Below are 23,876 nucleotides of genomic sequence, written 5' to 3'. Positions count from 1 at the left end.
TCAGCTGTTCCACTTCAACAGCGCGGGCGTCTCCCGCTCGAAGCCCAGCACCGAGACGGTCGAGGTGTCGAGCTTGAAGAACCGGCCCTCGTCCGCGGGCTGGCACAGCCAGCGCGCGGTGAGCACGCGCAGCGAGTGACCGTGCGCGAAGACGAGCGACCGCTGGTGGTCGCGCACCCGCTCGGCGACGCGGTCGAGGCGTGCGGAGACCTGGTCGGCGCTCTCGCCGCCCGGGACCGGGTGCGTCCACACGGTCCAGCCGGGCACGGTCTCGCGGATCTCAGGGGTGGTCACGCCCTCGTAGTCGCCGTAGTCCCACTCGACGAGGTCGCCGTCGACCTGCGCGTCGGCGAAGCCCGCCAGCTCGGCCGTACGACGCGCGCGCTGGCGCGGGCTGGTCAGCACGAGGTCGAACTCCACCTCGGCCAGCCGCGGCGCCAGCGAGGTCGCCGCCTGCTCGCCGACGTCGGTGAGGGGCAGGTCGGTGGTGGACGTGTGCTTGCCGTCGCGGCTCCACTCGGTCTCGCCGTGGCGCACCACCCACAGCTCGGGACCGCTCTCCTCGGACATGCCCGCGAGTCTGCCACGGCGGTCACGAGGGGCTGTCACGATGCTCGCCATGAGCACCGAGCCGCTGCGAGGCACCGGCACCGACCTGCGACGGGCCCGGCTGGCGATCGCCGCGGCCTTCCTCACCCAGGGCCTCGTCTTCATCAGCCTCACCACGCGCCTGCCCACGATCCAGGACCGGTGGGACCTCGGCGAGCTCGCGCTGTCCGGGGTGCTGCTGATGATGGTGCTGCTCGCCGGCGCCGGGTCGCTGCTGGCCGAGCGGCTCGCGCCGCGGCTCGACAGCGCGCGGGTGCTGCGCGCCGGGCTGCTGCTCATCGCGGGAGCCGTCGTCGTGCTGGTCCTGGCGCCGACCTTCGCGGTCTTCGTGCTCGGCCTCGCGGCGTACGGCGTAGGGCTGGGGCTCGTCGACGCCACCGGCAACATGCAGGCCGTGGCCCTCGAGCACCGGCTCGGGCGGGTCGTCCTGCCGTCGTGCCACGGAGCCTGGACGCTGGGCGGCGTGGTCGGCGCGGTCCTCACGCTGGCCACCCACGACGTGCCGTGGTCCGCGGTCGCCCTCCTGGCCGTGCTCCCGCTCCTGGCCGCCGCCGCTCCCTACCTCCCGCGCGACCACGGTGAGGCGGCGACCGCCACCGAGACGGACGTGCCGTGGCACGCGATCGTGCTGGTCGGCCTGGCCCTGGTCGTCTTCTACACCGTCGACACGGCCGCGGCGACCTGGGGACCGGTCTACCTCGACGACGTCTTCGACGCCCCCGAGCGCCTGGTCGCGCTGGCGACGCTCCCCTACCTGCTGGCCAGCGGCCTGGTGCGGCTGGTCGGCGACCGGCTCACCGAGCAGGTCGGCGCGGTGAAGCTGCTGCGCGTCGGCGCCGCGGTCGCCCTCGTCGCGCTCGCCGTCGTCGTCGCCTCACCCTCGTGGCCGGTCGCGGTCGCCGGCTTCACGCTGCTGGGTTGCGGGGTCGCCGTCGTCGCACCGCTGAGCTTCTCCGCCGCAGCGGCGCTCGCGGGCCGCGACGCCGACCCCGCGACGAGGCAGGCCCGGGTCGACGCGGTGGTCGCCCGGTTCAACCAGTTCAACTACGCGGGTGCGCTGCTCGGCGCGGTGATGACGGGGGCCGTCGGCGCCGGCTCCTTGCGCATCGGGTTCGCGGTGCCGCTGGTGCTGGTGCTGGCCCTCTTCTGGCTGGCACGAGCCCTCGCGCCGGCGGACGACCACGCAGGGCGGCGCGCGTCCGCCGACGCGTGACGCCGGCGGGGACGGGTCTCAGACGCCGCCACCACCGGCCTTGCGCCGGTGCATCGGCTTGGCGACGTTCTTGTCGTTGACCTCCGAGCCGTGGGCCTTCTCGCGCGAGCCCGCGCTGTCGTCGGGGTGGTCGTGGCCCTTCTTGCGATCGAGGGCCTCCCGCATCTTCGCCTTGATGTCTGCGTTGGGGTCCTGATCAGCCATGGGTCCTCCTGGATCCGAGGTGGAAGGGGATGACAGCCACCCTGCCAAACCCGTCAAGGGAGGGCCAGCGACTTAACGCTGGAGCACGTCGATCCGGCCGGCGAGCTTGCCCATCATGCGATAGACGTGCCAGCGGCAGTCGCCGACCATGAGGTCGTACGCCGCGTCCCCGAACTCGCCGCGGTAGCGCTCCGGGTCGCGCAGCAGCCGGGCCAGGTGCAGCAGCGCGCGGGACGCGCGCCCCTCCTGCTCCTCCGACCACTCGCCCCACTCGCTCGAGAGGTCGATCGTGTCGACGACCTCGAGCCCGGAGCCGGCGATCGCCTCGTCCAGCACGCGCGGGTCGGCGGAGTCGGGCACGACGCCCATCACGTCGAAGAGCCAGTCGGCCTCGTCGGCGCCGAGGAGGTCGGTCGCGACCACCTGGTAGGAGACGACGTACGCCCCGGGGCGCAGCACCCGGGCGATCTCGAGGTAGGCGTCGGCGGGGTCGGCGACGTGGACCATCGCGTCGCGGCACCAGACCAGGTCGAGCGACGCGTCCGCCACCGGCACCCGCGTGGCCGACCCGCGCTCGAACGACACGCGCGCGGCGATGTCGGGCGCGATCTCGCGCCGGGCCTCGCGGGCCAAGTCGAGGTTGCGCTGGAAGGGGTCGATGCCGAGCACCCGGAAGCCGAAGTGGGTCGCCAGCCGGAACGCGTGGACCCCTTCGCCGCACCCGACGTCGACGACGCGGCTGTCGGGGGGCAGGTCCAGCTCGCGCACCACCTGGAGCAGCACCGACGGGTCACGCGGCGCGAGGCTCTCGTCGAGGCGGGCGGCGAGCTCGGCCTCGACGCGCGGACGGGTGTCGTAGAAGAACTCGCGATCCCAGGCCACAGGAGGAGTCTGCCCGAGTCCCGGCGCTAGGGTCGGACCATGGCCCGGCGCGCGTTCCTCCACGTCGGCACGGCGAAGTCCGGGACGACCTTCCTGCAGGACCTGTGGTGGCGCCACCGCGACGAGCTGCGCGAGCGCGGGCTGCTGCTGCCGGGGTCGGTGCGGCGCGACCACTTCGCCGCCGCTGCCGTCGTCAAGGGCATGACCGACGTCGTCGAGACGCTCGGCGCACGCGAGCTGGAGGCCTGGAGCCGCCTCGTGGACGAGTCCCGCGACTGGCCCGGCGACGTGCTGATCAGCAACGAGCACTTCTCCGACTCCCCGCCCGAGGCGGTGGCGGCCGCCCTGGCCGACCTGGCCTCCGCAGCCGACGAGGTCCACGTCATGCTGACGGCCCGGGACCTGGGGCGGGTGCTCCCCTCGGCGTGGCAGCAGCGCGTGAAGATGGGAGCCCGCCAGCCCTACCGGCGATTCCTCGCCACCGTGCGGCGCGGCGAGGACGGCCAGAAGTTCTGGCGCTACCAGGACGTGCCGGCGATCCTCGCCCTCTGGTCACCCGGCCTGCCGCCCGAGCGCGTCCACCTCGTCGTCGTACCCCCCTCGGGAGCGCCGCGCGACGAGCTCTGGCTGCGGGCCGCGTCGGTCCTCGGCCTCGACGCGACCGGGCTCGACACCGAGGCGCTTCGCCCCAACGACTCGCTGGGCCTGGTGGAGGCCGAGCTGCTGCGGCGGGTCAACGAGCGGCTCCCCCGCCACGAGCGCACCCCGGCCCTCACCCGCCACGTCAAGGGGACGTTCGTCCCCGAGGCGCTCGTCGGGTCCGCCTCTCGCGAGCCGTTCGTGGTGCCCGAGCGGCACGTGGCCTGGATCCGCGAGCGGTTCGAGGCGATCGTCGCCGAGCTCGCCGCCACCGCCTACGACGTCGTCGGCGACCTCAGCGACCTGGTGCCCGCCGACCCCCGCGCGGGTCGTACGCCCGACGAGGCGACCGACGACGAGCTGCTCGATGCCGCTCAGATGGTGCTCGACCGGCTCGGCGCAGGTCCGGGCGAGAGCCTCGACGAGGCGCTCGACGCCATCGCGGGCTGCCTTCAGCGCGGGACGAAGGCCCAGTAGTCCAGGTCGAGGAGCACGCCGGGTGCGTACTTCCCGTCCTCGCCGCGCAGGATCATCGCCTCGTCGCGCCCCTTGGTGGCGACCAGCCGCAGCCGGAGCGCGCCGACGCCCGGCGCCGACGTCGCGGCCTTGTCGAGCACCTCGGACCACGCGTAGACCGTGTCGCCGGCGAAGGCCGGGGCGACGTGGGCGCCGGCGTTGATCGCGGCGACGAGCTGGGCGTTGGCCAGGCCGTTGAAGGACAGCGCCCGGGCCAGCGAGATCACGTGCCCGCCGTAGACCAGGCGGTTGCCGTCGGGGCGGGCCTCGGTGTTGAAGTGCACCTTGGCGGTGTTCTGCCACAGCCGCGTGGCCATCATGTGCTCGGCGTCGCTGAGGGTCACGCCGTCGACGTGGTCGATCCGCTCCCCCACCTCGTAGTCGTCGAACCGGTGCGGCTCGCCGGCGGCGACGACGTCGTACGACGAGAAGTCGAGGCCGGCGGGCACGACCAGGTCGTCGACGGCGACCGCGTCGGCCAGGGCAGGTACGACGGTCTCCGGGGGGGGCGACCCGGCGGAGCGCTTGTGCACCATGACCCAGCGCGCCCAGTCGATCGCGACCTCGCCGCGCTGGTTGGTCGCGGTCGAGCGGACCCAGACCACGCCGGTCTTCCCGTTGGAGTTCTCCTTGAGGCCGATGACCTCCGAGCGCGTGCGCAGCGTGTCGCCGGGGACGACGGGGGCGTGGAAGCGGCACTCGGCGTAGCCGAGGTTGGCCACGGCGTTGAGGGAGACGTCGGGCACGGTCTTGCCGAAGGCGATGTGGAAGCCGATCAGCTCCTCGACCGGGTGGGCTGCGAGGCCGACCGACGCGGCGAACTCCGCCGACGACGGGATCGCGAAGCGGGTCGGGTAGATCGCCCCGTAGAGCGCCCGGTCGCCCTCGGTGACCGTGCGCGGGGTGGCGTGCTCGATCACCTGCCCGACGGTGAAGTCCTCGAAGAAGTTGCCGGCGTTGGTCTTGGGGGCGCTCATCGCAGCTTGTAGTCCTTGAGCAGGCTCCGGCCGATGATCATCTTCTGGATGTCGGAGGTGCCCTCGCCGATGAGCATGAACTTGACCTCGCGCATCAGGCGCTCGATCTCGTACTCCTTGGAGTAGCCGTAGCCGCCGTGGATCCGGAAGGAGTCCTCGACGACCTCGTTGGCGTACTCGCTGGCGACCATCTTGGCCATGCCCGCCTCGACGTCCATGCGCTGGCCGGTGTCCTTGAGTCGGGCGGCCTTCACCATCATGGTGTGCGCGACCTCGACCTTGGTGGCCATCTCGGCCAGGCGGAACAGCACCGCCTGGTGCTCGGCGATGGCCTTGCCGAAGGTCTTGCGCTGCTGGGCGTAGGCGATGCCGAGCTCGAAGCCGCGCCAGGCCAGGCCGCAGGCGCGGGCGGCGACGTTGACGCGGCCGACCTCGACCCCGTCCATCATCTGGAAGAAGCCCTTGCCGGGCTCTCCGCCGAGGATCTGGTCGGCGCCGATCTGGTGGCCCTCGAGGATGAGCTCGGTGGTCTCGACGCCCTTGTAGCCCATCTTGTCGATCTTGCCGGGCACGGTGACGCCCTGGGCGGTCTCACCGAAGCCGGGCTCCTTCTCGACCAGGAACGTCGTCATGTTCTTGTAGACCGAGTCGGCGCCCTCGTCGGTCTTGGTGAGCACCGCGACGAGCGTGGAGGTGGCTCCGTTGGTCAGCCACATCTTCTGCCCGGTGATGCTGTACGACCCGTCGTCCTGCTTGGTGGCCTTGGTCGACACCGCGGACACGTCGGAGCCCAGCCCGGGCTCGGACATCGAGAACGCGCCGCGGACCTCGCCGGTCGCCATCTTGGGGAGGTACTTCTGCTTCTGCTCCTCGGTGCCGTGCTGGATCAGCATGTAGGCCACGATGAAGTGGGTGTTGATCACGCCCGAGACGCTCATCCAGCCGCGAGCGATCTCCTCGACCACCAGCGCGTAGGTGAGCAGCGACTCGCCGAGCCCGCCGAACTCCTCCGGGATGGTCAGGCCGAAGACGCCGAGCTCCTTGAGCCCGTCGATGATCTCCTGCGGGTACTCGTCCTTGTGCTCGAGGTCCTGCGCGACCGGGATGATCTGCTCGTCCACGAACTGCCGCACGGCCTTGAGGATCTCGGTCTGGTCCTCGGAGAGGCCGTCGGTCTGGCAGAGGCGAGGCATGTGGTGGCTCCTGGCGGTCGCGGGGCGGAACGCTCGGGAGTCTAGTTACCACTCGTTCACCTGGGCAGGGGCCGCGTCCGAGACTGATGTCACACACGGCGCGTGAGAGAATCAAGCGCATGCGACTGACCCGTGCGACCGGACCTGCCCTCGGCCTCTCCCTCGTCATGCTCGTCGGTGCATGCGGTGACGAGAGCAGCGGCGACGCCGTCGAGCCGTCCACCGACAGCTCGGCGTCGGAGACCCCCGACGCGTCGAAGCCCGTCGAGCCGATCGACTTCGGGAGGGAGCCGAAGATGCGGCCCCGCTACAAGAAGGCCGCGCTGCGGGCCACCGACGACAAGCTGATCACGATGGTTCCCTCGGTCCTTCCCGACGGGTGGGAGACCGTGGGAGGTGGCTTCGCGAAGGACCCGCAGTGGTGGCGCATGGAGTTCACCGCACCCGCCGGTGACGTCTCGCTCGACCAGATGCCCGGGACCGCCGAGGAGGTCCTCGCCGACGAGGACCTGGAGGCGGGCGAGGGCGTCGACCTGTCCGACTGGGGCACGGGCGAGTGGACAGCCTGGGACCACGACGGCGCCACAGTCCTGACCTACGACCTCAAGGGGAGCACGGTCGTCCTGCAGGGCCCGGACGTCGAGACCGTCCGCGCGCTGGCCGAGTCCCTGCTGCCCGCCGAGGACGCGGGCGAGCAGGACGGCTGAGGCCGACCCGTCAGTCGTTCTCCCAGTTCGAGCCGGCTCCGCGCAGGCCGTCGGGCTCCACGGTCACCATGGGCTTCGTGCCGACCCGGCGGCCGTTGACCATCTTCCACTCCGAGTACGTCGTGGTGTAGGCGTCGCGGCTGTAGGGCTCCTGCCACATGAGGGCGAAGTTCTTGAGGTAGTCGCGCACCATCTGGCGACCGTGCATCGAGAACAGGATCTCGTCCTGCGGCGTTCCCAGGCTCGACCAGTTGGTCGACCCGGTCCACACGATGAAGCTGTCGATGTTGCCGCGGTAGGACCCGCGCAGCACGAAGTACTTCTGGTGCGTGTAGCGCTCGATGTTCTCGGGCACTTCCTCGGCTTCGGGGTCGCTGGAGACCGGGTCGTCGACCAGGTTGAACCCGGTCGAGCGCAGGGGCACGCGGCCTCGAGCCGTGGGCGCGCCGATGTGCTGCTTGGTGTGGTAGCCCATCAGGCCGTAGTTGACCCGGAGGTTGCAGCCCGCGGCATAGAGCTCGCGGAGCTTGTCGGCGATGTAGTTGCCGCGCTTGCCGCGCATCGAGTGCATCGAGAGCCGCAGCATCGTGCGCTTCTGGGCGCCGGCAGCGTCGGTGTAGACGCACTGCACGTTGTTGAGGATGTCGATGACGACGTCGGTCTGCGGCGTGGTGTAGCGCGGGAAGACCGTGTTGTAGTACTTCTGCATGTCACCGGACGGGCAGTTCAGCCCGTTCTCGCAGAACGAGTACGTCGCGCGGCGCTTGTCCCAGTCGGGACGCATGTCGTTGAACAGGGTCACGAACTGGGCGTAGAGCTGCTTCTTGCCGACGGTGGTCCACAGGTCGTTCCACTGCCAGCGCACCGCGTTGAGCGTCATGTTCTGCGAGCCCAGCATGACCACGTTGCGGTTTCGGCCGGTGCGCGAGAAGAGGTAGAACTTGCTGTGCAGGTTGTTGTACTCGTTCTCGTCGGCCCGGCAGCCGGAGATGCACCGCTTGAGGAAGCTCGACTTCGTCGTCTTGCGGCCCAGCACGCGCTGGATCCTGACCTGGGCGTTGGGGACGAGGTGGTCGTTGAGCAGCACCTGGACCTTGACGCCGCGCTTGTGCGCACGGATCAGCTCGTCGGCGAACACCTGCCGGTCGAGCGAGTAGGCCGAGATGATGATCTTCTCGCCGCGGGGTGTGTTGCGGATCGCCCGGAGGATGTGTCGCTCGATGACGAAGCGCTTGTTCGGCACCATCGGGTTGTTGAACTTGGGCCCGATCGGCACCTTCCACTTCTTGTTCGGCTTGCCGGGCTTGCGGGCCGCGATGGCACCGGGCGCCTGGGCCGAGACCGGCGCGACGGCCGGAGCCGCGCCCGCCGATCCTGCGGAGATCGGCGCGACCAGGGCGGCCGTCAGACCACAGGCGACAAGAAGGGCGGTGAACTTGGAACGCACGACAACAACTCCTACAGGATGCCTCTCGGCACCCGCGATCAGAGACTCCCCCGGGACCGCGGCGGCACGTCATGGGTGCTCGCACGCACGTCGGCGACGATATCAGCGACCAGACGTGAGGCCGATTCGAGGATTTCCTCTGCGGTGACGCTCTGCGGCTCGCGGCCGTCGCCCCCGGCAGGCGCCTCCGCGGTCAGGACGGACAGGTCGCCGAGGACGTGGAAGCCGCGACCGGTGATGAGGGCAGCAGCCGTCCGGTCGAGGTCGGCGAAGCGCGCCGCGTACTTCTCCGGCAGCCCGCCGCGCTCGCGCGGCTGCCGTGCGAGCAGGTCCTCGGCGAGGTAGCCGCGGATCCACACACCTCGGTCGTGCGCCGAGTAGGGCGGCAGGTGCCGGTTGACCAACCGCAGCGTCTCGATCTGCACGATCCCGAGGGCGGCGTTGACCGCCTCGGTCGGCACGTCGTACGCATCGGGGTCGAGGCCCAGCGTCTGGGCGAAGTGCCGCCAGTGCAGGTCACGGGCCGCACCGGGTCCCGGCATCATCAGCACGTGGACGCGCTCGCTGGGCACGTCGGGCGTCCAGCGCTCGAGCACCCCCGCGAGGTCCCAGGTCCGCATGCTGAACTCGGGACCGCCGGCCGCCTTGCCGTCCATCACCGAGTCGAGGTCGACGGTGCTCCCGTTCTTGACCGACTCCTGCCAGCCGGCCGAGATCACGCTCGCGGCGTCGCGGGCGGTGACCACCAGGTGCACCTCGGCGTCCGGGAAGCTCCCGACTGCTCGCGAGGCCTGCTCCGCGCTGGCTCCGCAGAAGAACTCGTGCGTGATGAGCACGTCGGCGGGCTGCTCGGACGCCTCCGCGACGAGGCGCTGCCAGGCGCCCGGGGCGTCGCGGTGGCGTCGCTCGAGCCGGGGCCGTTCCTGCAGGTCGAGGGCCGCCCACAGGTGCTCACGGTGGCCGAACCCGGGCAGGGTCAGGCCGGCCGCGCGCAGCGCGTCGCGGTTCTTCCAGACCACCTGCTGGAGGTAGGTCGTGCCCGTCTTGGGCAGACCGATGTGCAGGAAGACCCGGCGCGGGCCGCTGCGGCCAGCGCTCAAGAGAAGTCCCCGCGGTACTTCCCGAGCAGCTCCTCCAGCCTCTTCTCGTCACGAGCGGCGACGGGCAGCAGGAGCTCGGTGACGACGTCGGTCAGCTCGGCCAGCCGCACGTTGAGCGCCCGGTTCTCCTGCACGGCCTCCTCCAGTGCGGCGACCCTCCGCTCGAGGTCGCCACCCCCGTGGCCATGCCGGTTCTTCAGTCCGAACATGTCTGCTCCCTCACGCGTTCCAGTCGATGATCATGCGGCACACCTGCGAGCTGTCGGCGTCGGCCGAGACACGCTCGCGCACGTCCTCGAGGATCCGCCCGCCGGACTCGGCCACCTCGGCGACCACGACCGCCGGGTCGAGGGCCTTGCGGGCACCGGTGCGGCGAGCGTAGCCGTCGCGCCCCTTCTCGCTGAGGAACTGCAGGTGGAGCTCTCCCGGCGAGCCGGCCAGCATCATCCGGGCCGCACGCAGCATGTTGAGCCGCCCACGCCGACCGAGCCGCTCGACGACGTGGACACAGCCCACGGCGCGGGGCCCGGGCATCCGCGCGACCCACGCCGAGACGGCCAGCACGTGCCGCAGCTCGAGCAGGTTGAACAGCTGGAAGGTCACGCGCGGGTCGTCGGCGCGACGCTGGGCCTCGGCCTCGTAGGCGAAGGGCTGGAAGTCCAGGCCCACCGCGGAGGTGCCCCGGTCGGCGAACCACGCGACGTCGGCCCCGCGTCCGCAGCCGATGTCGACGTACGTCGCCAGGTCGGGATGGCGCTCGGCCACCGCGCGGGCGACGGCGGACACCGACGTCGGCTGGTGGATCGTGCGCTTGTGGTAGCCGTGCCAGCCGGCCCGGCCCGTGCGCATGCCGCGGAACCAGCCGTTGAAGCGCTCGATGGTGCTCGCCGGCGTCGTGAACTTGTAGGCCGGGTCGGGGGTGCGCCAGCGGGGACCGTAGGTCGCGGTCAGGAACTTGTCGGCGTTGGCCGGGACGGGGAACTCACGGCCCTCGAGCGAGGCCGTGCCGAGCGGGTAGATCCACTCGCGCTCGAACGGGACGGCGATCTCGCCCATGAGGTAGAGGTGGCCGGCGCGCATGAAGCCGCCGAAGACGTCGAGGCCGCGGTCGAGCCCGTCGCTCTCGACGACGTGGACCTTGAGCCCGATGGCGGAGTAGCGCGTGACCCGATAGCCCATGTCGGTGAGGGCACGCTGGATCCGGAAGGACTCGCGGATCACGTCGACAGGGTGGTCGTGGATGCTGACGTAGCCGAGGTCGGCGTCGCTGTCGTGGCCGATGAGGCCGCCGTCGCGGATGGCGCCGAGAGCGGTGCCGTAGGCGAGGAAGGCGTCGACGCCGACCTGCTTGAGCGCGCCGAGCACCTCGTCGATCGCGTCGAGGAGCGGCTCGACGTGCGCGGCGTCGCGGGTGTCGAAGGTCTCCACGAGCTTGAGGGACTTGTCGAGGCTCAGGGGACGACCGGCCGGGTTGACCACGTCGATGCGGCCGGAGCCGTCGCCGAAGCACACCGTCTCGCTGAACAGCACCGCACCCGACTCGGGGTCGGTCAGCGAGACCTCGGTGACGCCGTCGAGGAAGGGCCGCAGCGGCTTGGGCCACCTCACGACGATGCCGTCCTCGCGCTGCTCGCCGTCACGGTGGAGCCAGAAGGACCAGATGCGCCGGCCGTCGAAGGCGACGTCGATCAGCCGCTCGCGCGCGCTCGCGACGAGGATCCCGTCGAGGTCGATGCGAAGCACCTCCAGCGCGCCGAGACGACGCAGCTGACCCAGTGACTTCACGCGGCGGAGTATATCGAGCGGTCCGGGGCTCACTCGACCTCGGTCAGCGTGGCCTGCGCGTGGACCATGGCATGGTCGGAGGCCCGACCCGTGTCGGTCACGCTGTAACCGTCGAAGGCCACGCCGCTGGACCCGAAGATCCAGTCCACCTGCATGCTGGGCGGCGGGGCACACCCGGCGCCCGAGCTGCCCCCGGCTGCCGCACTGAAGACGCCGCCGGCGGTGAACCGGCAGAAGATCTCGTCGCGCTCGTTGAAGTCGCCCGTCACGATCACGGGGAGGCCGTCCTGGGCGTGCAGCGAGCTGAGGTGGGAGATCTCGATGCCCGCAGCCTCGGCGCGCCACCTGGCGTTGTTGCCCAGGTTGGGGGTGTCGGCCGGGTTGTGGAAGTTGGCGAACCACGCGCGGCGGCCGTTGGTCGTGGACTCGAGGAGCACCACGGGCATGGCGATCCGGCTGCCGCCGGCGTACGGGATCGAGAGCGTGTGCGCGTCCACCATGCGCCACATGCTCGAGCGCCAGGCGATGTTGAAGCGCACCGACTTGTTGCCCAGCCCCATGCCCGGGTAGAGCGAGTACTCACCGGCCCGGGCGGAGAACATGGCGAACTGGCTCTGCTCGAACTCCTGGAAGCCGACGACGTCGATGCCGTTGTTGCGCAGCGTCGCGATGGCCATGTCCATCCGCGCGCTGCCGTCCGGGAAGCCGACCTTGTTGCCACCGGGTCCGGTGTGCGAGTCACCGAGGACGTTGAAGGAGGCGACCCGGAACACCATCGGGGCGCTGCGGCGCTCGAGCTGCTGCGAGACGCGCGCGGCCAGCCGGCGCTGCGACTGGCGGAAGCGGCGTACGGATGCCTCGAGAGCGGCGTCCTCGCTGTCGTCGGCCTGCTCGGACGTCTCCGTGTCCTGCTTCCTCGTACCGCCCCCGCTCTCCGCACCAGCGTCGTCGGACCCGTCTGCGGTCTGCGACGGCGTCGCGGCCGGAGGCTCGTCGGCCGAGCCCGTGCCGGATCCCCCGGGCACCGAGAAGGCCCAGGAGGAGAACCAGGCGACCAGGACGACGAAGGCGATGGCCACGACCGGCGCGAGCGCCCCCACACGGGGTCCCCGCGGCTCGCGAGCGCTGCGGGGAAGCTTCCTGTGCGACACGACCACCTTCTGCGGGACGTGAGCCTGCGTCACCGCGGCGCCGGAAGAGCGCGCGCGGGTGGCTCGAGGGAGGTCAGCCTAGCCGTCCCCCGCCGCCCGGCACCAACCTTCGAGCGCTCAGCTTCCCGGGATCGAGAGGGGGTCGAAGACCTGGAAGCGCTGCTCGGGATCCATCGTCGAGCCCGGTACCGGCGGCAGGCCGAGGGTGCGCGTCACCAGGTTGGCCAGGTCGCCCACCCGGATCGGCTGCGCGCCGGAGTAGCCCACCTGGTCCTTGCCGGGCGAGACGAGCGAGGGGTTGAGGCCGTAGAGGTCGCTGGCCGCAGGCACGCCGGGGCCGGTGACCCACATCGGCACGCGGTAGCTCTCCTTCCACTTCGCCGACGACCCCTGGGCCTTCTGCGCACCGCCGGTGCCGGTGACCACGAGCAACGTGGTGCCCTGCATCTCGGGCTGGCTGTGGATGGCGCGACGGATGACGGCCACGCGGCGCGCGGCCTTCTTCACGGCGCGCTGGTACTCGGGGCCGGTGAACCCGTCCTCGGTGCCGGCCGTCAGCACGCCGGAGAGCTCGATCACGCTCAGGTGGCTCGCCTTCTTCGCGATGTTGTCCTTCCACCACGACACGGCCGCTGCGTCGTCGCGCTTCACCTTGGCCCGGTCGAGCTTGGCGGTGCCGTCGTCCTTGCCGTAGGGGTCCTTGCCGCCGGACTTCTTGTTCCAGCTCTGCTGGACCAGGCGCGCCTGCGGGCGGCTGGCGACGAAGGTGGTGCGCTTCGACAGGTTGTGGACGAGGTCGTAGACACCGGACACGTACTGACCGGCGGACTGGTGCACGCTCGTGGGCAGGCTCCGCTTGGAGCCGACGCCGTGGCCGCCGGCCTTGGGGTAGACGCGACGCCCGGTCAGCAGGGAGAACAGGTTGGCGTCAGGGCCGGTGCTCTCGGTCTGGGTGCGGGCGTTGCGCGTCGAGGCGCCGGCCGTGGCCATCCGGTCGAGCTCACCGAGGCCCGAGCCGAGCTTGCGCGCGATCGTGGACGTGAGGCCGGGGACCGCGACGACGACCACGTGCTCGACGCCGGTGGGGGCGGAGGCGGGGATCACCGCGTTGGCGGAGTAGAGCGGGTGGTCGCTGGTCTTCGACACGAAGTCGTTCCACAGCCGCTTGTAGCTGTTGAAGTAGACCTGCTTGGTGCCCATGATCCAGTCGATCGCCCCACCGCTCGGCGGCTGGCACGTGGTGCCGTCCACGTATCCCCCACTGGCGGACCACATGTCCGCCCCGGGCGCGACGGCGCAGTAGTAGCGGTCACGCTCGTTCTTGTCACCGAAGGAGATGAACGGCGCGTCGGGGTAGTTGGCGCGCAGCTCGTTGGCCAGCGCGACCTCCATCGCGAAGCCGGCGTCGCGCCACTGCTGCGCGGGTCCGCGGGTGTCGGCCGGGTTGTGGGTGTTGAAGAACCACACGCGCCGGCCGGTCTCGATGTTGCCGAGCAGGACGGCGGGCATCCGGCTGGGGACCCCGTCGAAGTAGGGGATCGGGATGGTGCGGGCCTCGAGGAGCTGCCACGTGTCGGTGCGCCACCCGATGGAGTTCACCGACGGGCCGGCGGGGTTGTTGAGGCCGGGGTAGGTCTGCCACGAGGTGCCCGTCAGCTCCTGGAACCGCTGCGCCTGCGGCGGCTGGAACTCCTGGAAGCCGACGACGTCCACGTCCTCCTGGCCCACGAGCGAGACGACGCGGTCCATGCGGACGACCCCGGACTCCCAGCCCTTGCGGTTGCCGCCGGGCGCGGTGTGGTCGGCGCCCAGCACGTTGAACGTGGCCGGCCGGAAGAAGGTGGCCGGCGTCGTCTGGACGACCGTCGACGCCGCGGCGTTCATCGCCCGGGCGGCCGTGGGCGTGCGGGTCGAGGAGGTGGACGACTGCGCGCTCGCGAGGGTGGCGGCGACGGCGAGGGCCGCGGCGACGGCACCGAGGCGCACCATCGGGCGCGCGCTGACGGACTTGACGGACATGGCTGCGGCCTCACAGTCGTCGGGGAAGTGGCGTCTTCGTGGCCCGAACGGACCCGCCCGCGCGCCAGCGCGGTGACCCCGTTCGATGTGACAGAAGTGACTAGTGCGGCTCAAGGGTACACCAACCACCCCCCTACGACCCGGGGAGCGCGTCGGGGCCCCCGGCCCGCTCGCGCACGCTAACGTTGCCGACGTGAGCACCACCCCGACCCGCGTCTTCGTGGCCCGGCTCGTCGGGCTGCCGATCTTCGACCCCCAGGGCGACCAGGTGGCCAAGGTGCGCGACCTGGTCGTCGCGCTACGCACCGAGACGAGCCAGCCGCGGGTCCTCGGCATGGTCGCGGAGGTCTTCGGACGACGCCGGATCTTCGTGCCGATGACGCGCATCACCAACATCGACAGCGGCCAGGTGCACACCACGGGCCTGCTCAACATGCGCCGGTTCGAGCAGCGCTCGACCGAGACGCTGGTGATGGGCCAGATGCTCGACCGCACCGTGACCATCAAGGACTCGGGCGTGACCGGCGTGGTCTACGACGTCGCGATGGAGCAGGCCCGCAACCGCGACTGGGTGCTCTCCCGGGTGGCCGTCCAGGAGCCGAGCAAGGGGTTCCGCCGCAAGGGCCAGACCCACGTGGTCGAGTGGCGCGACGTCTCCGGCCTGACGAAGCACGAGCCTTCGCAGGGCGCCACCCACCTGATCGCCGCGCTCAACGACATGCGTCCCGCCGACGCGGCCAACATGATCCACGACCTGCCGCCGGAGCGACGTACGGCGGTGGTGGCCGCCCTGGACGACGAGCGCCTCGCCGACGTGCTCGAGGAGCTGCCGGAGGAGGACCAGGTCGAGATCCTCGAGCACCTCGACTCCGAGCGCGCCGCCGACGTCCTCGAGGAGATGTCGGCCGACGACGCCGCCGACCTCATCGCCGACCTCAACCCCGAGACCGCGGCGACGCTGCTCGGGCTGATGGAGCCCGACGAGGCAGAGGACGTGCGTCGCCTCATGTCCTACGAGGACGACACGGCCGGCGCGATGATGACGCCCGAGCCGGTGATCCTCTCCCCCGACGCGACGATCGCCGACGCGCTCGCCCACGTCCGCAACCCCGAGCTCACGCCCGCGCTGGCCGCGCTCGTCTACGTCTGCCGCCAGCCCCTCGAGACGCCCACGGGCAAGCTCCTGGGCGCCGCGCACATCCAGCGCCTGCTCCGCGAGCCGCCCTCGACGCTGGTCGCGGCGGCCCTCGACGACTCGATGGACCCGCTGCGACCCGACTCCTCGATGGACGAGGTGGCCGCCCACCTGGCGACCTACAACCTGGTGGCGGCACCAGTGGTGGACGACGAGGGCCGCCTGCTCGGCGCCGTCACCGTCGACGACCTGCTCGACCACATGCTGCCCGAGGGCTGGCGTGACCGGGCGCCGCGGCCCGGGCCCATCACGGGCAGGTCCGGGGGCTCGCGATGAGCGACAACCGCCGGCCCCGGCTCGACACGCCCCGCGACACCCGGCGCCAGATCGTGCGGCGCCCGAGTGTCGACGCCGACGCGTTCGGCGTCTTCGCCGAGTCGTTCGCCCGCTACATGGGCACCGCGAAGTTCCTGCTCTGGATGACGATGTTCGTCGCCGCGTGGATCTGCTGGAACGTCCTGGCTCCCTCGGACCTGCGCTTCGACGACTTCCCCTTCATCTTCCTGACGCTGATGCTGAGCCTCCAGGCGTCGTACGCCGCCCCGCTGATCCTGCTCGCGCAGAACCGCCAGGAGCAGCGCGACAAGGTCGTCGCCGAGCAGGACCGGCAGGCCAACGCGCGCGCCCACGCCGACATGGAGTTCCTCGCCCGCGAGGTCGCCTCGCTGCGGATGTCGGTCGGCGAGGTCGCCACCCGCGACTTCCTCCGCTCGGAGCTGCGCGGCCTGCTCGGCGACATCGAGGAGCTCTCGCGGCCCTCGGTGGCGCACGACCAGCAGACGCCCCCTGACCAGGTTTCCCGGCCGGGACCGTGACGCCACGGGGCGGCTCGTAGACTGGCGCATCATGAGCACCCCCACGCAGCAGCAGGTGATGGACGCGCTGGCGACCGTCAACGACCCGGAGATCAAGCGCCCGATCACGGACCTGGGGATGGTGGACTCGGTCCAGGTCGCCGAGGACGGGTCGGTCGCGGTCCACGTGCTGCTCACCGTCGCCGGCTGCCCGCTCAAGGACACGATCAACCGCGACGTCACCGCCGCCGTCTCGGCCGTGCCGGGAGTGGCGTCGGTCGACCTCAGCCTCGGCGTGATGACGCCCGAGCAGCGCGCCGGCCTCAAGGAGATCCTCAGCGACGGCCGGGCCCAGCGGGAGATCCCCTTCGGCCAGCCGGGGTCGCTCACCAAGGTCTACGCGATCGCCAGCGGCAAGGGCGGCGTGGGCAAGTCGTCGGTCACGGTCAACCTCGCCCTCTCGATGGCCGCCCAGGGCCTCAAGGTCGGCATCGTGGACGCCGACATCTACGGCCACTCCGTCCCCGCGATGCTGGGTGTCGCCGACACGCGGCCCACCCAGGTCGACGACCTGATCATGCCGGTGCCCACCCCGAGCGGCGTCTCGGTGATCTCGATCGGCATGCTCAAGCCGCGTCGCGACCAGGTCGTCGCGTGGCGCGGACCGATGCTCGACCGGGCGCTGGTCCAGATGCTCGCCGACGTCTACTGGGGCGACCTCGACGCGCTGCTCCTCGACCTCCCCCCGGGCACCGGCGACGTGGCGATCTCGCTCGGCCAGCACCTGCCCAGCGCCGAGGTCGTGGTCGTCACGACCCCGCAGGAGGCTGCGGCCGAGGTGGCCGAGCGCGCCGGGACGATGGCCTCGATGATGCACCAGCGGGTCGTGGGCGTGGTCGAGAACATGAGCTACCTCCCCTGCCCCCACTGCCCGGCCGAGGACGACCACCGGCTCGAGGTCTTCGGCAGCGGCGGCGGCGACCGCGTCGCCGCGACGCTGTCGGAGCGCTTCGGCTACGACGTGCCGGTGCTCGCCCGGATCCCCCTGGACATCTCACTGCGCGAGGGCGGTGACGTCGGCAAGCCGATCGTCGAGGCCGACCCGACCGCCCCGGCCGCCCGCGAGCTGACCCTGGTCGCCGAGACCTTGTCGGGCCGTGGCCGCGGACTCGCCGGCATGCAGCTCGGGCTGACGCCCTCGAACAAGTTCTGACCAGCTAGGTTCTGACCCATGTTCGACGTCGGGCTCCTCGAGCTGGCCGTGATCGCCCTCGTGGCCGTCATCGTTCTGGGGCCCGACCGGCTGCCCGACCTCGCCCGCCAGGCCGCGCAGCTGCTCCACCGGGCCCGCGGGCTCGCCCACAACGCCCGCGACGAGCTGCGCAACGAGCTCGGTCCGGACTACGCCGACCTCCAGCTCCGCGACCTCGACCCCCGCACGATCGTGCGCAAGCACATCACCGAGGCGATGGCCGAGGTCGACCGGGAGCAGGCGGCTGCCAAGGTCACGCTCGAGCCCGGCCAGGTGCCGCCCTACGACGTCGAGGCGACCTAGCCGTCACCCAGCCGCTCAGGCGTCGCGACACTCCTGGAGCGCCTCTGGATGAAGTTCCACTCGAGCGAGTGGAACTTCATGGCGGCCTGAGCGTGGAACGGCGAGTCCCAGGCTGAACTTCCACTCGTTGGAGTGGATGTTCATCCGGAGGGCAGGGACCAGCTCCGGCCGGCGCAGCGCGCAGAGCTCAGGCGTCGCGGCTCTGGACCGCGACGAGGCCGTCATAGGGCACCAGGAGGCTGTCCCCTCCCCCGCCCGCGCGACACTCCACGAAGTCGGCGCCGACACGCACGAGGTACGCCTCGTGGCGGGTGCCGTCGACGAGGTGCAGCAGGCAGCGGACCTCCGCGTCCGCCAGCCGGCGCAGCGCTGCCCCCAGCCCCAGCCGGTCGACGGGTGACCACGCCACCTCGGGCACGGCACGGTCGCTCGCACCGTGGACGCCGGCGACCGCGCGCAGCGGCACGATCCAGTCCTGGCCCCGCCCGCTGACCAGGCACCAGCCCGACCCCACACGATCCAGCCGGCCCTCGACGCGACCCACGTGCGGGAGGTCGAGCACCACGTCCTGCCCGCGCGAGGCCATGAGCCGGCCCGCGAGGGTGACGGCGGCGTACTCGCTGCGGGCCCGGTCGGCGAGCTCGGCCTCTCGGTCGGCCTCCCACAGCGCCGATGCCTGGCCTTCGAGGTCGTCGAACAGCGCGAACAGCTCGTGCTCCCAGGACATGTCCGCGAGCCTAGTCAGGCAGGTCGACCAGTGCGCACGTCTTCTGGTCCGGTCGGCAGCGGGCCAGCGCCTCGTCGCCGTCCGCGGACACCAGCACCACGAGCAGCTCGTCGGCGGTCTCCCACTGCATGTCCGAGGGGTTGAACCGCCATCCCTCCGGCGCGACGACCACGCCCGTGGCCGAGCCGTCCAGGCGCTGCACCTGCAGCTCGTCGGGCCCCAGGGCCTCCCCGCCGAGCGTGCCCGGCAGCGCGTAGGCCAGCCACTCCTCGCCGGCCGCAAGTGCGTCGTGGGTCGGCACCGGGACGAGGCGCCGCAGCGTGCCGTCCTCGGCGATCCGCGCGAGGTACGGGGCGCCCTGCGCGCCGTCCGTGCGGTCGTACCCACCCTCGTTGACGACCAGGCCGGCGTCCGTGCCGCCGACGACGGCCTGGCCCGGGGCGGTCCTGGCGAGGTCGACGGTCGTGCCGTCGACCAGCGGGCGCCACAGCCACTGGAAGCGTGGCCCTCCCACGACGACGAGCCCGTCGTCGGTCACCGCCATCGCGCGGGGCGACGGGCTCATCCGCTGGCGCGGCAGCCCGAGCGTGCCGAGGGCGGCGCCCTCCAGCGCGTCGACCGCGACCAGGGTCCACTCGTGGCCGCTGCCCACAACGTACGCGAGGTAGCGGCCGCTCGTCGAGATGGCCGGTCCCTGGTCGACCTCACCCTCCATCCGCCGCGGCTGCGCGTCGTTGCCCCACCACCAGGTGCGGTCGAAGTGGACACCGATCCACCGGGTGCCACGGCCCTGGACGCCCCACCACTCCCCGGGGACCTGTTCGCCGCCGACCCACAGCTCCCCGTCGACCTCGACGGGGAGGCCCGGCTGGGCCTGCCACGTCGCGGGGACAGGCTCTGGCGGGTCGGGGCTCCCGCACGCCTGCAGGGCGACGGTCGCGCCGAGCGCCACGACGCCCACGGTCAACCGGGCCTGGTGCGACTTGCTGGGCATCGATGGGCACCCCCTTCGTCGGGGAGACGCACGAGGACCGGCACCGGTTGCGCGACAGGCTGTGGAGAAACCTTTGACACGACCACCAAACCTTCGTTGAATGATGCAAACGCACGCAAACGAAAGGATCGCGACCGTGTCTCGGGGATCTCGCACCACCAGCCGCCCGCTCGCGGTCTGGCTGGCCGTGTCGGGCGCCGCGCTCCTCGCTGCGTCCTCACTGCCCGACGCCTGGCGGTCGGCGGGGGCCGGGGCCGGACCGGACGCGGTCGCCGACCTGCTCGTCGCCGGGTGCGCCACGGCCCTGACCGTCGCGCTGGCGTGGCTGTGGATCGTCACCACGGCCACGGTGGCCGGGCTGCTGACCGGGAAGGTCCGCGCAGGCGGTGGGGCGACCCGCCGGCTGGTGCTGGTCGCGTGCGGCGTCGCGGTGGTGGCCGGCACCGCCCTCCCCGCGACGGCGTCGGGGGGCGAGGGTCGCGAGCTCCTCATCGGCCTGGCGCTGCCCGATCGCGCCGTCGCCCCGGCCCCGCCCCGCCAGCACCGCCCCGTCCTGGGCACGACCGCCGGGCCCGAGGCGCCCGACACCTACGTCGTACGCCCCGGCGACTCGCTGTGGTCGATCGCGCGAGCGCATCCCGGGGCAACGGGTTCGGGTTCGGTGGAGCGCCGCTGGCGGGCGATCTGGCAGGCCAACCGCGACCTCGTCGGCGACGACCCCGACCTCATCCTCCCCGGCCAGGCGCTGCGCCTGCCGGACCGCACCGACCACGACCGACACGAGCAGGACGGAGACTGAGATGAGCACACCGGACATCCACGCCGAGGTCATCCCCCTGAGGCCCCCGGCACCGATGGCGAGCGTGCAGGGAAGCCTGGCCCTCGACCTCACGCCGCGCACCGCTCCCCCACGACCTCGCCTGCGCAGCGCCCACACCAACGACCTGGTGGCGGTCGAGCGGGCCGCCCGCGGCCGGGTCGACGCGTTCGTGGGGCGCTACCTGCAGGCCGTGGTCGAGATCGCGGCCGGCGACCGGCCGGTGGCGCAGCTGCTGCGGCACACCGTCCCGGAGGTGTACGACGACCTGGCCGGGCGGGCCCGCACGGTCACCGCGGCCGCCGGACTGGCGCCGGGCCAGGCCCGGGTCGCCAATCCGACACGCCCTGTCGTGGTGGGGGTGCGGACCGCGATGGTCCGCACCGACGCCGTCGAGGCCAGCGCCCACGTGCGTTACGGCCGTCGCTCCCGCGCGGTCGCCGCACGCTTCGAGATCGTGCGGGACCGCTGGCAGTGCGTGGCCCTCGTCTGGGGCTGAGTCTCCTCAGCCGCCGGCACGCGTGGTGTGGCCCGAGGCCCCGCCGGGGGCGCCGTGGCAGCGCTTGAACTTCTGGCCCGAACCGCACGGGCACAGCGAGTTGCGACCGACACCGGCGAACGGGTCGTCGGAGGCTGCGGCCTCGGCGTGCACCTCGGCCTCGCCGTCCTCGGAGGGGGCGCTGTAGGACAGGTTCTGCGGACGCGCCGGCTTCTCGAGGCCCTTGGCCCGGATCGTGGGCGCGTGCTGCTGCGGCTGGGCGGCGCCCGGCGCGTGGGCGGCGGCCTGGGCGAAGTCGATCTGCGGCGTCGCGGCCGAGACCTGCGGCGCTGCGGCCACGACCTCCTCCTCGGGCTGCTCCTCCTCAACCTCGACCTGGAGGTTGAAGAGGAAGCCGACCGACTCCTCCTTGATGCCGTCCATCATCGCGGCGAACATGTCGAAGCCCTCGCGCTGGTACTCCACGAGCGGGTCGCGCTGGGAGTAGGCACGGAGGTAGATGCCCTCGCGCAGGTAGTCCATCTCGTAGAGGTGCTCGCGCCACTTGCGGTCGAGGACCGAGAGGACCACGCGGCGCTCCAGCTCGCGCTGGACCTCCTCGCCCATCTCGGCCTCGCGGCGGTCGTAGGCCTCCTGGACATCCCTCTGCAGGTCCTCGATGAGGCGCTCGCGGCTGAGCCCCTCGAGGCCCCCGGCGGCCTTGATGACGCCGTCCTTGGTGAGCCCCATCGGGTAGAGCTGGCCCAGCGCCGTGAAGAGCCCGTCGAGGTCCCAGTCCTCGGCGTAGCCCTCGGTGGCGCCGCGGACGTAGCCGCTGATGACGTCGTCGATGAAGCCGCGGATCTGCTCGCCGAGGTCGGCGCCCTCGAGCACGCGGCGGCGCTCGGCGTAGATCACCTCGCGCTGGCGGCTCATGACGTCGTCGTACTTGAGGACGTTCTTGCGGGACTCGAAGTTCTGCGACTCGATGTTGGCCTGCGCGCCGGCGATCGCGTTGCTCACACGCTTGGCGTCGATCGGCACGTCGTCGGGGACCTTGAGCACGGTGAGGATCCGGTCGACCCACTCCGACTTGAACAGGCGCATCATCTCGTCCTGCAGCGAGAGGTAGAACCGGGACTCGCCCGGGTCGCCCTGACGGCCCGAGCGACCGCGCAGCTGGTTGTCGATGCGGCGCGACTCGTGGCGCTCGGTGCCGACGACGTAGAGACCGCCGAGCTCGCGGACCTCGTCGTGCTCGGCCGCGACCTGGGCCTTGATGCGCTCGACCATGGCGGGCCACGCGGCGTCGTACGCCTCGGGGTCCTCGACCGGGTCGAGGCCCTGCTTGCGCAGCTCCTGGTCGGCCAGGAAGTCGACCGAGCCGCCGAGCATGATGTCGGTGCCGCGCCCGGCCATGTTGGTGGCGACGGTGACCGAGCCCTTGTGGCCCGCCAGGGCGACGACCTTGGCCTCGTCGGCGTGCTGCTTGGCGTTGAGGACGGTGTGCGGGATGCCGCGCTTCTTGAGCAGGTTGGAGAGGTACTCCGACTTCTCCACCGACACGGTGCCGATCAGGATCGGCTGGCCCTTGTCGTGGCGCTCGGCGATGTCGTCGGCGACGGCCTCGTACTTGGCCTCCTCGGTGCGGTAGACCAGGTCGACGTTGTCGATGCGCTGCATCGGCCGGTTCGTCGGGATCGGGACCACGCCGAGCTTGTAGATCTTGTCGAACTCCGAGGCCTCGGTCATGGCCGTGCCGGTCATGCCAGAAAGCTTCTCGTAGAGGCGGAAGTAGTTCTGGAGGGTGATCGTGGCGAGGGTCTGGTACTCCTCGCGGACGGTCACGCCCTCCTTGGCCTCGATGGCCTGGTGGAGGCCGTCGTTGTAGCGGCGCCCGGACAGGATGCGGCCGGTGTGCTCGTCGACGATGAGCACCTCGCCGTCCATGACGACGTACTCCTTGTCGTTGCGGAACAGCTCCTTGGCCTTGATGGAGTTGTTGAGGAACGAGATGAGCGGGGTGTTGACCGAGTCGTAGAGGTTGTCGATGCCGAGGTGGTCCTCCACGCGGGTGATGCCCGGCTCGAGCACGGAGATGGTGCGCTTCTTCTCGTCGACCTCGTAGTCGACGTCACGGACCATCGACCGCGCGATCTTGGAGAACTCGGCGTACCACTTGACCTCGTCCTGGGTCGGGCCGCTGATGATCAGCGGGGTCCGCGCCTCGTCGATGAGGATCGAGTCGACCTCGTCGACGATGGCGAAGTTGTGGCCGCGCTGCACGCACTCCTCGACCGAGTCGGCCATGTTGTCGCGCAGGTAGTCGAAGCCGAGCTCGTTGTTGGTGCCGTAGGTGACGTCGCAGGCGTAGGCCTCGCGGCGCTCGGCCGGGCGCATCGACGGCAGGATCACGCCGACCGTGAGGCCGAGGAAGTGGTGCACGCGGCCCATCTGCTCGGACTGGAACTTGGCGAGGTAGTCGTTGACCGTGACGACGTGCACGCCCTTGCCCGCGAGGGCGTTGAGGTAGGACGGAAGCACCGCGACGAGGGTCTTGCCCTCGCCGGTCTTCATCTCGGCGATGTTGCCGAGGTGGAGCGCAGCGGCGCCCATGACCTGGACGTCGAAGGGGCGCATGCCGAGCACGCGCTTGCTCGCCTCACGGACGACCGCGAAGGCCTCCGGCATGATGTCGTCGAGGGTCTCGCCGCCGCTGAGGCGCTCGCGGAACTCGGCGGTCATGCCGCGGAGCTCGTCGTCGCTCATCTTGACGAAGTCGTCCTCGATGGCGTTGACCGCCTTGACGATGGCTTCGAGCTCGCGAAGGATCTTGCCCTCGCCGATGCGGAGCAGCTTGTCGATGATGGCAGG

23 protein-coding genes are annotated in these 23,876 nt (G+C 71.4%); 9 read left to right on the top strand and 14 right to left on the bottom strand.

All coding sequences use genetic code 11. The annotated features are described in order from the left end of the window. Positions 1–570 carry a histidine phosphatase family protein gene (locus tag ACS3YM_RS03660; RefSeq protein WP_439938719.1) on the bottom strand — a complete coding sequence of 190 codons (570 nt, stop codon included), beginning with the start codon at positions 568–570 and terminating at the stop codon, positions 1–3. Positions 571–619: 49 nt separating this feature from the next. Between ACS3YM_RS03660 and ACS3YM_RS03655 the strand changes: the two genes are divergently transcribed. Next, entirely contained in the window at positions 620–1,822 is a 1,203-nt protein-coding gene (locus tag ACS3YM_RS03655) for an MFS transporter (protein WP_439938718.1), read from the top strand. An 18-nt stretch (positions 1,823–1,840) separates the two neighbouring features. On the opposite strand, the gene ACS3YM_RS03650 is transcribed toward ACS3YM_RS03655, so the two are convergent. Both ACS3YM_RS03650 and ACS3YM_RS03645 read right to left on the bottom strand, forming a co-directional pair. Beyond that, on the bottom strand, positions 1,841–2,026 hold the full coding sequence (locus ACS3YM_RS03650) for a DUF5302 domain-containing protein (RefSeq protein WP_191194958.1): 186 nt from the start codon (positions 2,024–2,026) through the stop codon (positions 1,841–1,843). 72 nt (positions 2,027–2,098) lie between these two features. Then, positions 2,099–2,908 (bottom strand): class I SAM-dependent methyltransferase, encoded by an 810-nt coding sequence (locus tag ACS3YM_RS03645; protein WP_439938717.1) that lies wholly within the window; start codon positions 2,906–2,908, stop codon positions 2,099–2,101. Positions 2,909–2,947: 39 nt separating this feature from the next. Here ACS3YM_RS03645 and ACS3YM_RS03640 point away from each other — a divergent pair, with 39 nt between their 5' ends. Next, positions 2,948–4,024, top strand: coding sequence for a hypothetical protein (locus ACS3YM_RS03640; protein ID WP_439938716.1), 1,077 nt, complete (start codon positions 2,948–2,950; stop codon positions 4,022–4,024). Here the strand turns inward: ACS3YM_RS03640 and ACS3YM_RS03635 are convergent. Together ACS3YM_RS03635 and ACS3YM_RS03630 are read right to left on the bottom strand one after the other, a co-directional pair. Beyond that, complete coding sequence (locus ACS3YM_RS03635) at positions 4,000–5,040, bottom strand: MaoC family dehydratase (protein WP_439938715.1); 1,041 nt, start codon at positions 5,038–5,040, stop codon at positions 4,000–4,002. The two genes, ACS3YM_RS03640 and ACS3YM_RS03635, sit on opposite strands and share 25 nt — an antisense overlap. Next, a complete protein-coding gene (locus tag ACS3YM_RS03630) occupies positions 5,037–6,233 on the bottom strand; it encodes an acyl-CoA dehydrogenase family protein (protein ID WP_439938714.1) in 1,197 nt (398 codons plus the stop codon). The genes ACS3YM_RS03635 and ACS3YM_RS03630 overlap by 4 nt, the downstream gene beginning before the upstream one ends. A gap of 119 nt (positions 6,234–6,352) precedes the next feature. Between ACS3YM_RS03630 and ACS3YM_RS03625 the strand changes: the two genes are divergently transcribed. Continuing rightward, a complete protein-coding gene (locus ACS3YM_RS03625) occupies positions 6,353–6,940 on the top strand; it encodes a hypothetical protein (RefSeq protein ID WP_439938713.1) in 588 nt (195 codons plus the stop codon). Positions 6,941–6,950: 10 nt separating this feature from the next. Here the strand turns inward: ACS3YM_RS03625 and ACS3YM_RS03620 are convergent, their stop codons facing one another. The 6 genes from ACS3YM_RS03620 to ACS3YM_RS03595 form a co-directional block, all read right to left on the bottom strand. Further along, entirely contained in the window at positions 6,951–8,387 is a 1,437-nt protein-coding gene (locus tag ACS3YM_RS03620) for a phospholipase D-like domain-containing protein (RefSeq protein ID WP_439938712.1), read from the bottom strand. Between the two features lie 38 nt (positions 8,388–8,425). Beyond that, positions 8,426–9,487: a hypothetical protein gene (locus tag ACS3YM_RS03615; protein WP_439938711.1), complete on the bottom strand. Its 1,062-nt coding sequence runs from the start codon at positions 9,485–9,487 to the stop codon at positions 8,426–8,428. Then, entirely contained in the window at positions 9,484–9,696 is a 213-nt protein-coding gene (locus ACS3YM_RS03610) for a DUF6752 domain-containing protein (protein WP_439938710.1), read from the bottom strand. Before ACS3YM_RS03610 ends, ACS3YM_RS03615 begins: the two co-directional genes overlap by 4 nt. A 10-nt stretch (positions 9,697–9,706) precedes the next feature. Then, entirely contained in the window at positions 9,707–11,272 is a 1,566-nt protein-coding gene (locus ACS3YM_RS03605; protein WP_439938709.1) for a hypothetical protein, read from the bottom strand. A 29-nt stretch (positions 11,273–11,301) separates the two neighbouring features. After that, positions 11,302–12,423: an endonuclease/exonuclease/phosphatase family protein gene (locus ACS3YM_RS03600; RefSeq protein ID WP_439938708.1), complete on the bottom strand. Its 1,122-nt coding sequence runs from the start codon at positions 12,421–12,423 to the stop codon at positions 11,302–11,304. Between the two features lie 117 nt (positions 12,424–12,540). Continuing rightward, positions 12,541–14,442: an endonuclease/exonuclease/phosphatase family protein gene (locus ACS3YM_RS03595; protein ID WP_439938707.1), complete on the bottom strand. Its 1,902-nt coding sequence runs from the start codon at positions 14,440–14,442 to the stop codon at positions 12,541–12,543. A gap of 193 nt (positions 14,443–14,635) precedes the next feature. Between ACS3YM_RS03595 and ACS3YM_RS03590 the strand changes: the two genes are divergently transcribed. Genes ACS3YM_RS03590 through ACS3YM_RS03575 form a run of 4 tightly spaced genes read left to right on the top strand, consistent with a single transcriptional unit; the run spans position 14,636 to position 17,986 of the window. Next, a complete protein-coding gene (locus tag ACS3YM_RS03590; RefSeq protein WP_439938706.1) occupies positions 14,636–15,913 on the top strand; it encodes a magnesium transporter MgtE N-terminal domain-containing protein in 1,278 nt (425 codons plus the stop codon). Continuing rightward, positions 15,910–16,452 (top strand): DUF1003 domain-containing protein, encoded by a 543-nt coding sequence (locus tag ACS3YM_RS03585; RefSeq protein WP_439938705.1) that lies wholly within the window; start codon positions 15,910–15,912, stop codon positions 16,450–16,452. The genes ACS3YM_RS03590 and ACS3YM_RS03585 overlap by 4 nt, the downstream gene beginning before the upstream one ends. 31 nt (positions 16,453–16,483) lie before the next feature. Further along, positions 16,484–17,644: an Mrp/NBP35 family ATP-binding protein gene (locus tag ACS3YM_RS03580; protein WP_439938704.1), complete on the top strand. Its 1,161-nt coding sequence runs from the start codon at positions 16,484–16,486 to the stop codon at positions 17,642–17,644. Positions 17,645–17,662: 18 nt separating this feature from the next. Next, the gene (locus ACS3YM_RS03575; RefSeq protein ID WP_439938703.1) at positions 17,663–17,986 is read left to right on the top strand and encodes a sec-independent translocase; all 324 of its coding nucleotides are present in this window, start codon (positions 17,663–17,665) and stop codon (positions 17,984–17,986) included. A 187-nt stretch (positions 17,987–18,173) separates the two neighbouring features. Here the strand turns inward: ACS3YM_RS03575 and ACS3YM_RS03570 are convergent, their stop codons facing one another. Together ACS3YM_RS03570 and ACS3YM_RS03565 are read right to left on the bottom strand one after the other, a co-directional pair. Then, complete coding sequence (locus ACS3YM_RS03570; RefSeq protein ID WP_439938702.1) at positions 18,174–18,713, bottom strand: hypothetical protein; 540 nt, start codon at positions 18,711–18,713, stop codon at positions 18,174–18,176. Positions 18,714–18,723: 10 nt separating this feature from the next. Next, complete coding sequence (locus ACS3YM_RS03565; protein WP_439938701.1) at positions 18,724–19,707, bottom strand: hypothetical protein; 984 nt, start codon at positions 19,705–19,707, stop codon at positions 18,724–18,726. Positions 19,708–19,843: 136 nt separating this feature from the next. Here ACS3YM_RS03565 and ACS3YM_RS03560 point away from each other — a divergent pair, with 136 nt between their 5' ends. Both ACS3YM_RS03560 and ACS3YM_RS03555 read left to right on the top strand, forming a co-directional pair. Beyond that, positions 19,844–20,506 (top strand): LysM peptidoglycan-binding domain-containing protein, encoded by a 663-nt coding sequence (locus ACS3YM_RS03560; RefSeq protein ID WP_439938700.1) that lies wholly within the window; start codon positions 19,844–19,846, stop codon positions 20,504–20,506. 1 nt (position 20,507) lies between these two features. Then, positions 20,508–21,023: an Rv3235 family protein gene (locus ACS3YM_RS03555; RefSeq protein WP_439938699.1), complete on the top strand. Its 516-nt coding sequence runs from the start codon at positions 20,508–20,510 to the stop codon at positions 21,021–21,023. Between the two features lie 6 nt (positions 21,024–21,029). On the opposite strand, the gene secA is transcribed toward ACS3YM_RS03555, so the two are convergent. Then, positions 21,030–23,870: a preprotein translocase subunit SecA gene (gene secA / locus ACS3YM_RS03550; protein WP_439939826.1), complete on the bottom strand. Its 2,841-nt coding sequence runs from the start codon at positions 23,868–23,870 to the stop codon at positions 21,030–21,032. Positions 23,871–23,876 lie beyond the last annotated feature (6 nt).

Source organism: Nocardioides sp. N13(2025), assembly GCF_051912545.1.
Lineage (GTDB): Bacteria > Actinomycetota > Actinomycetes > Propionibacteriales > Nocardioidaceae > Nocardioides.
The sequence above is the reverse complement of the archived record's forward strand: the minus strand, read 5'-3'. Positions and strand labels throughout refer to the sequence as shown.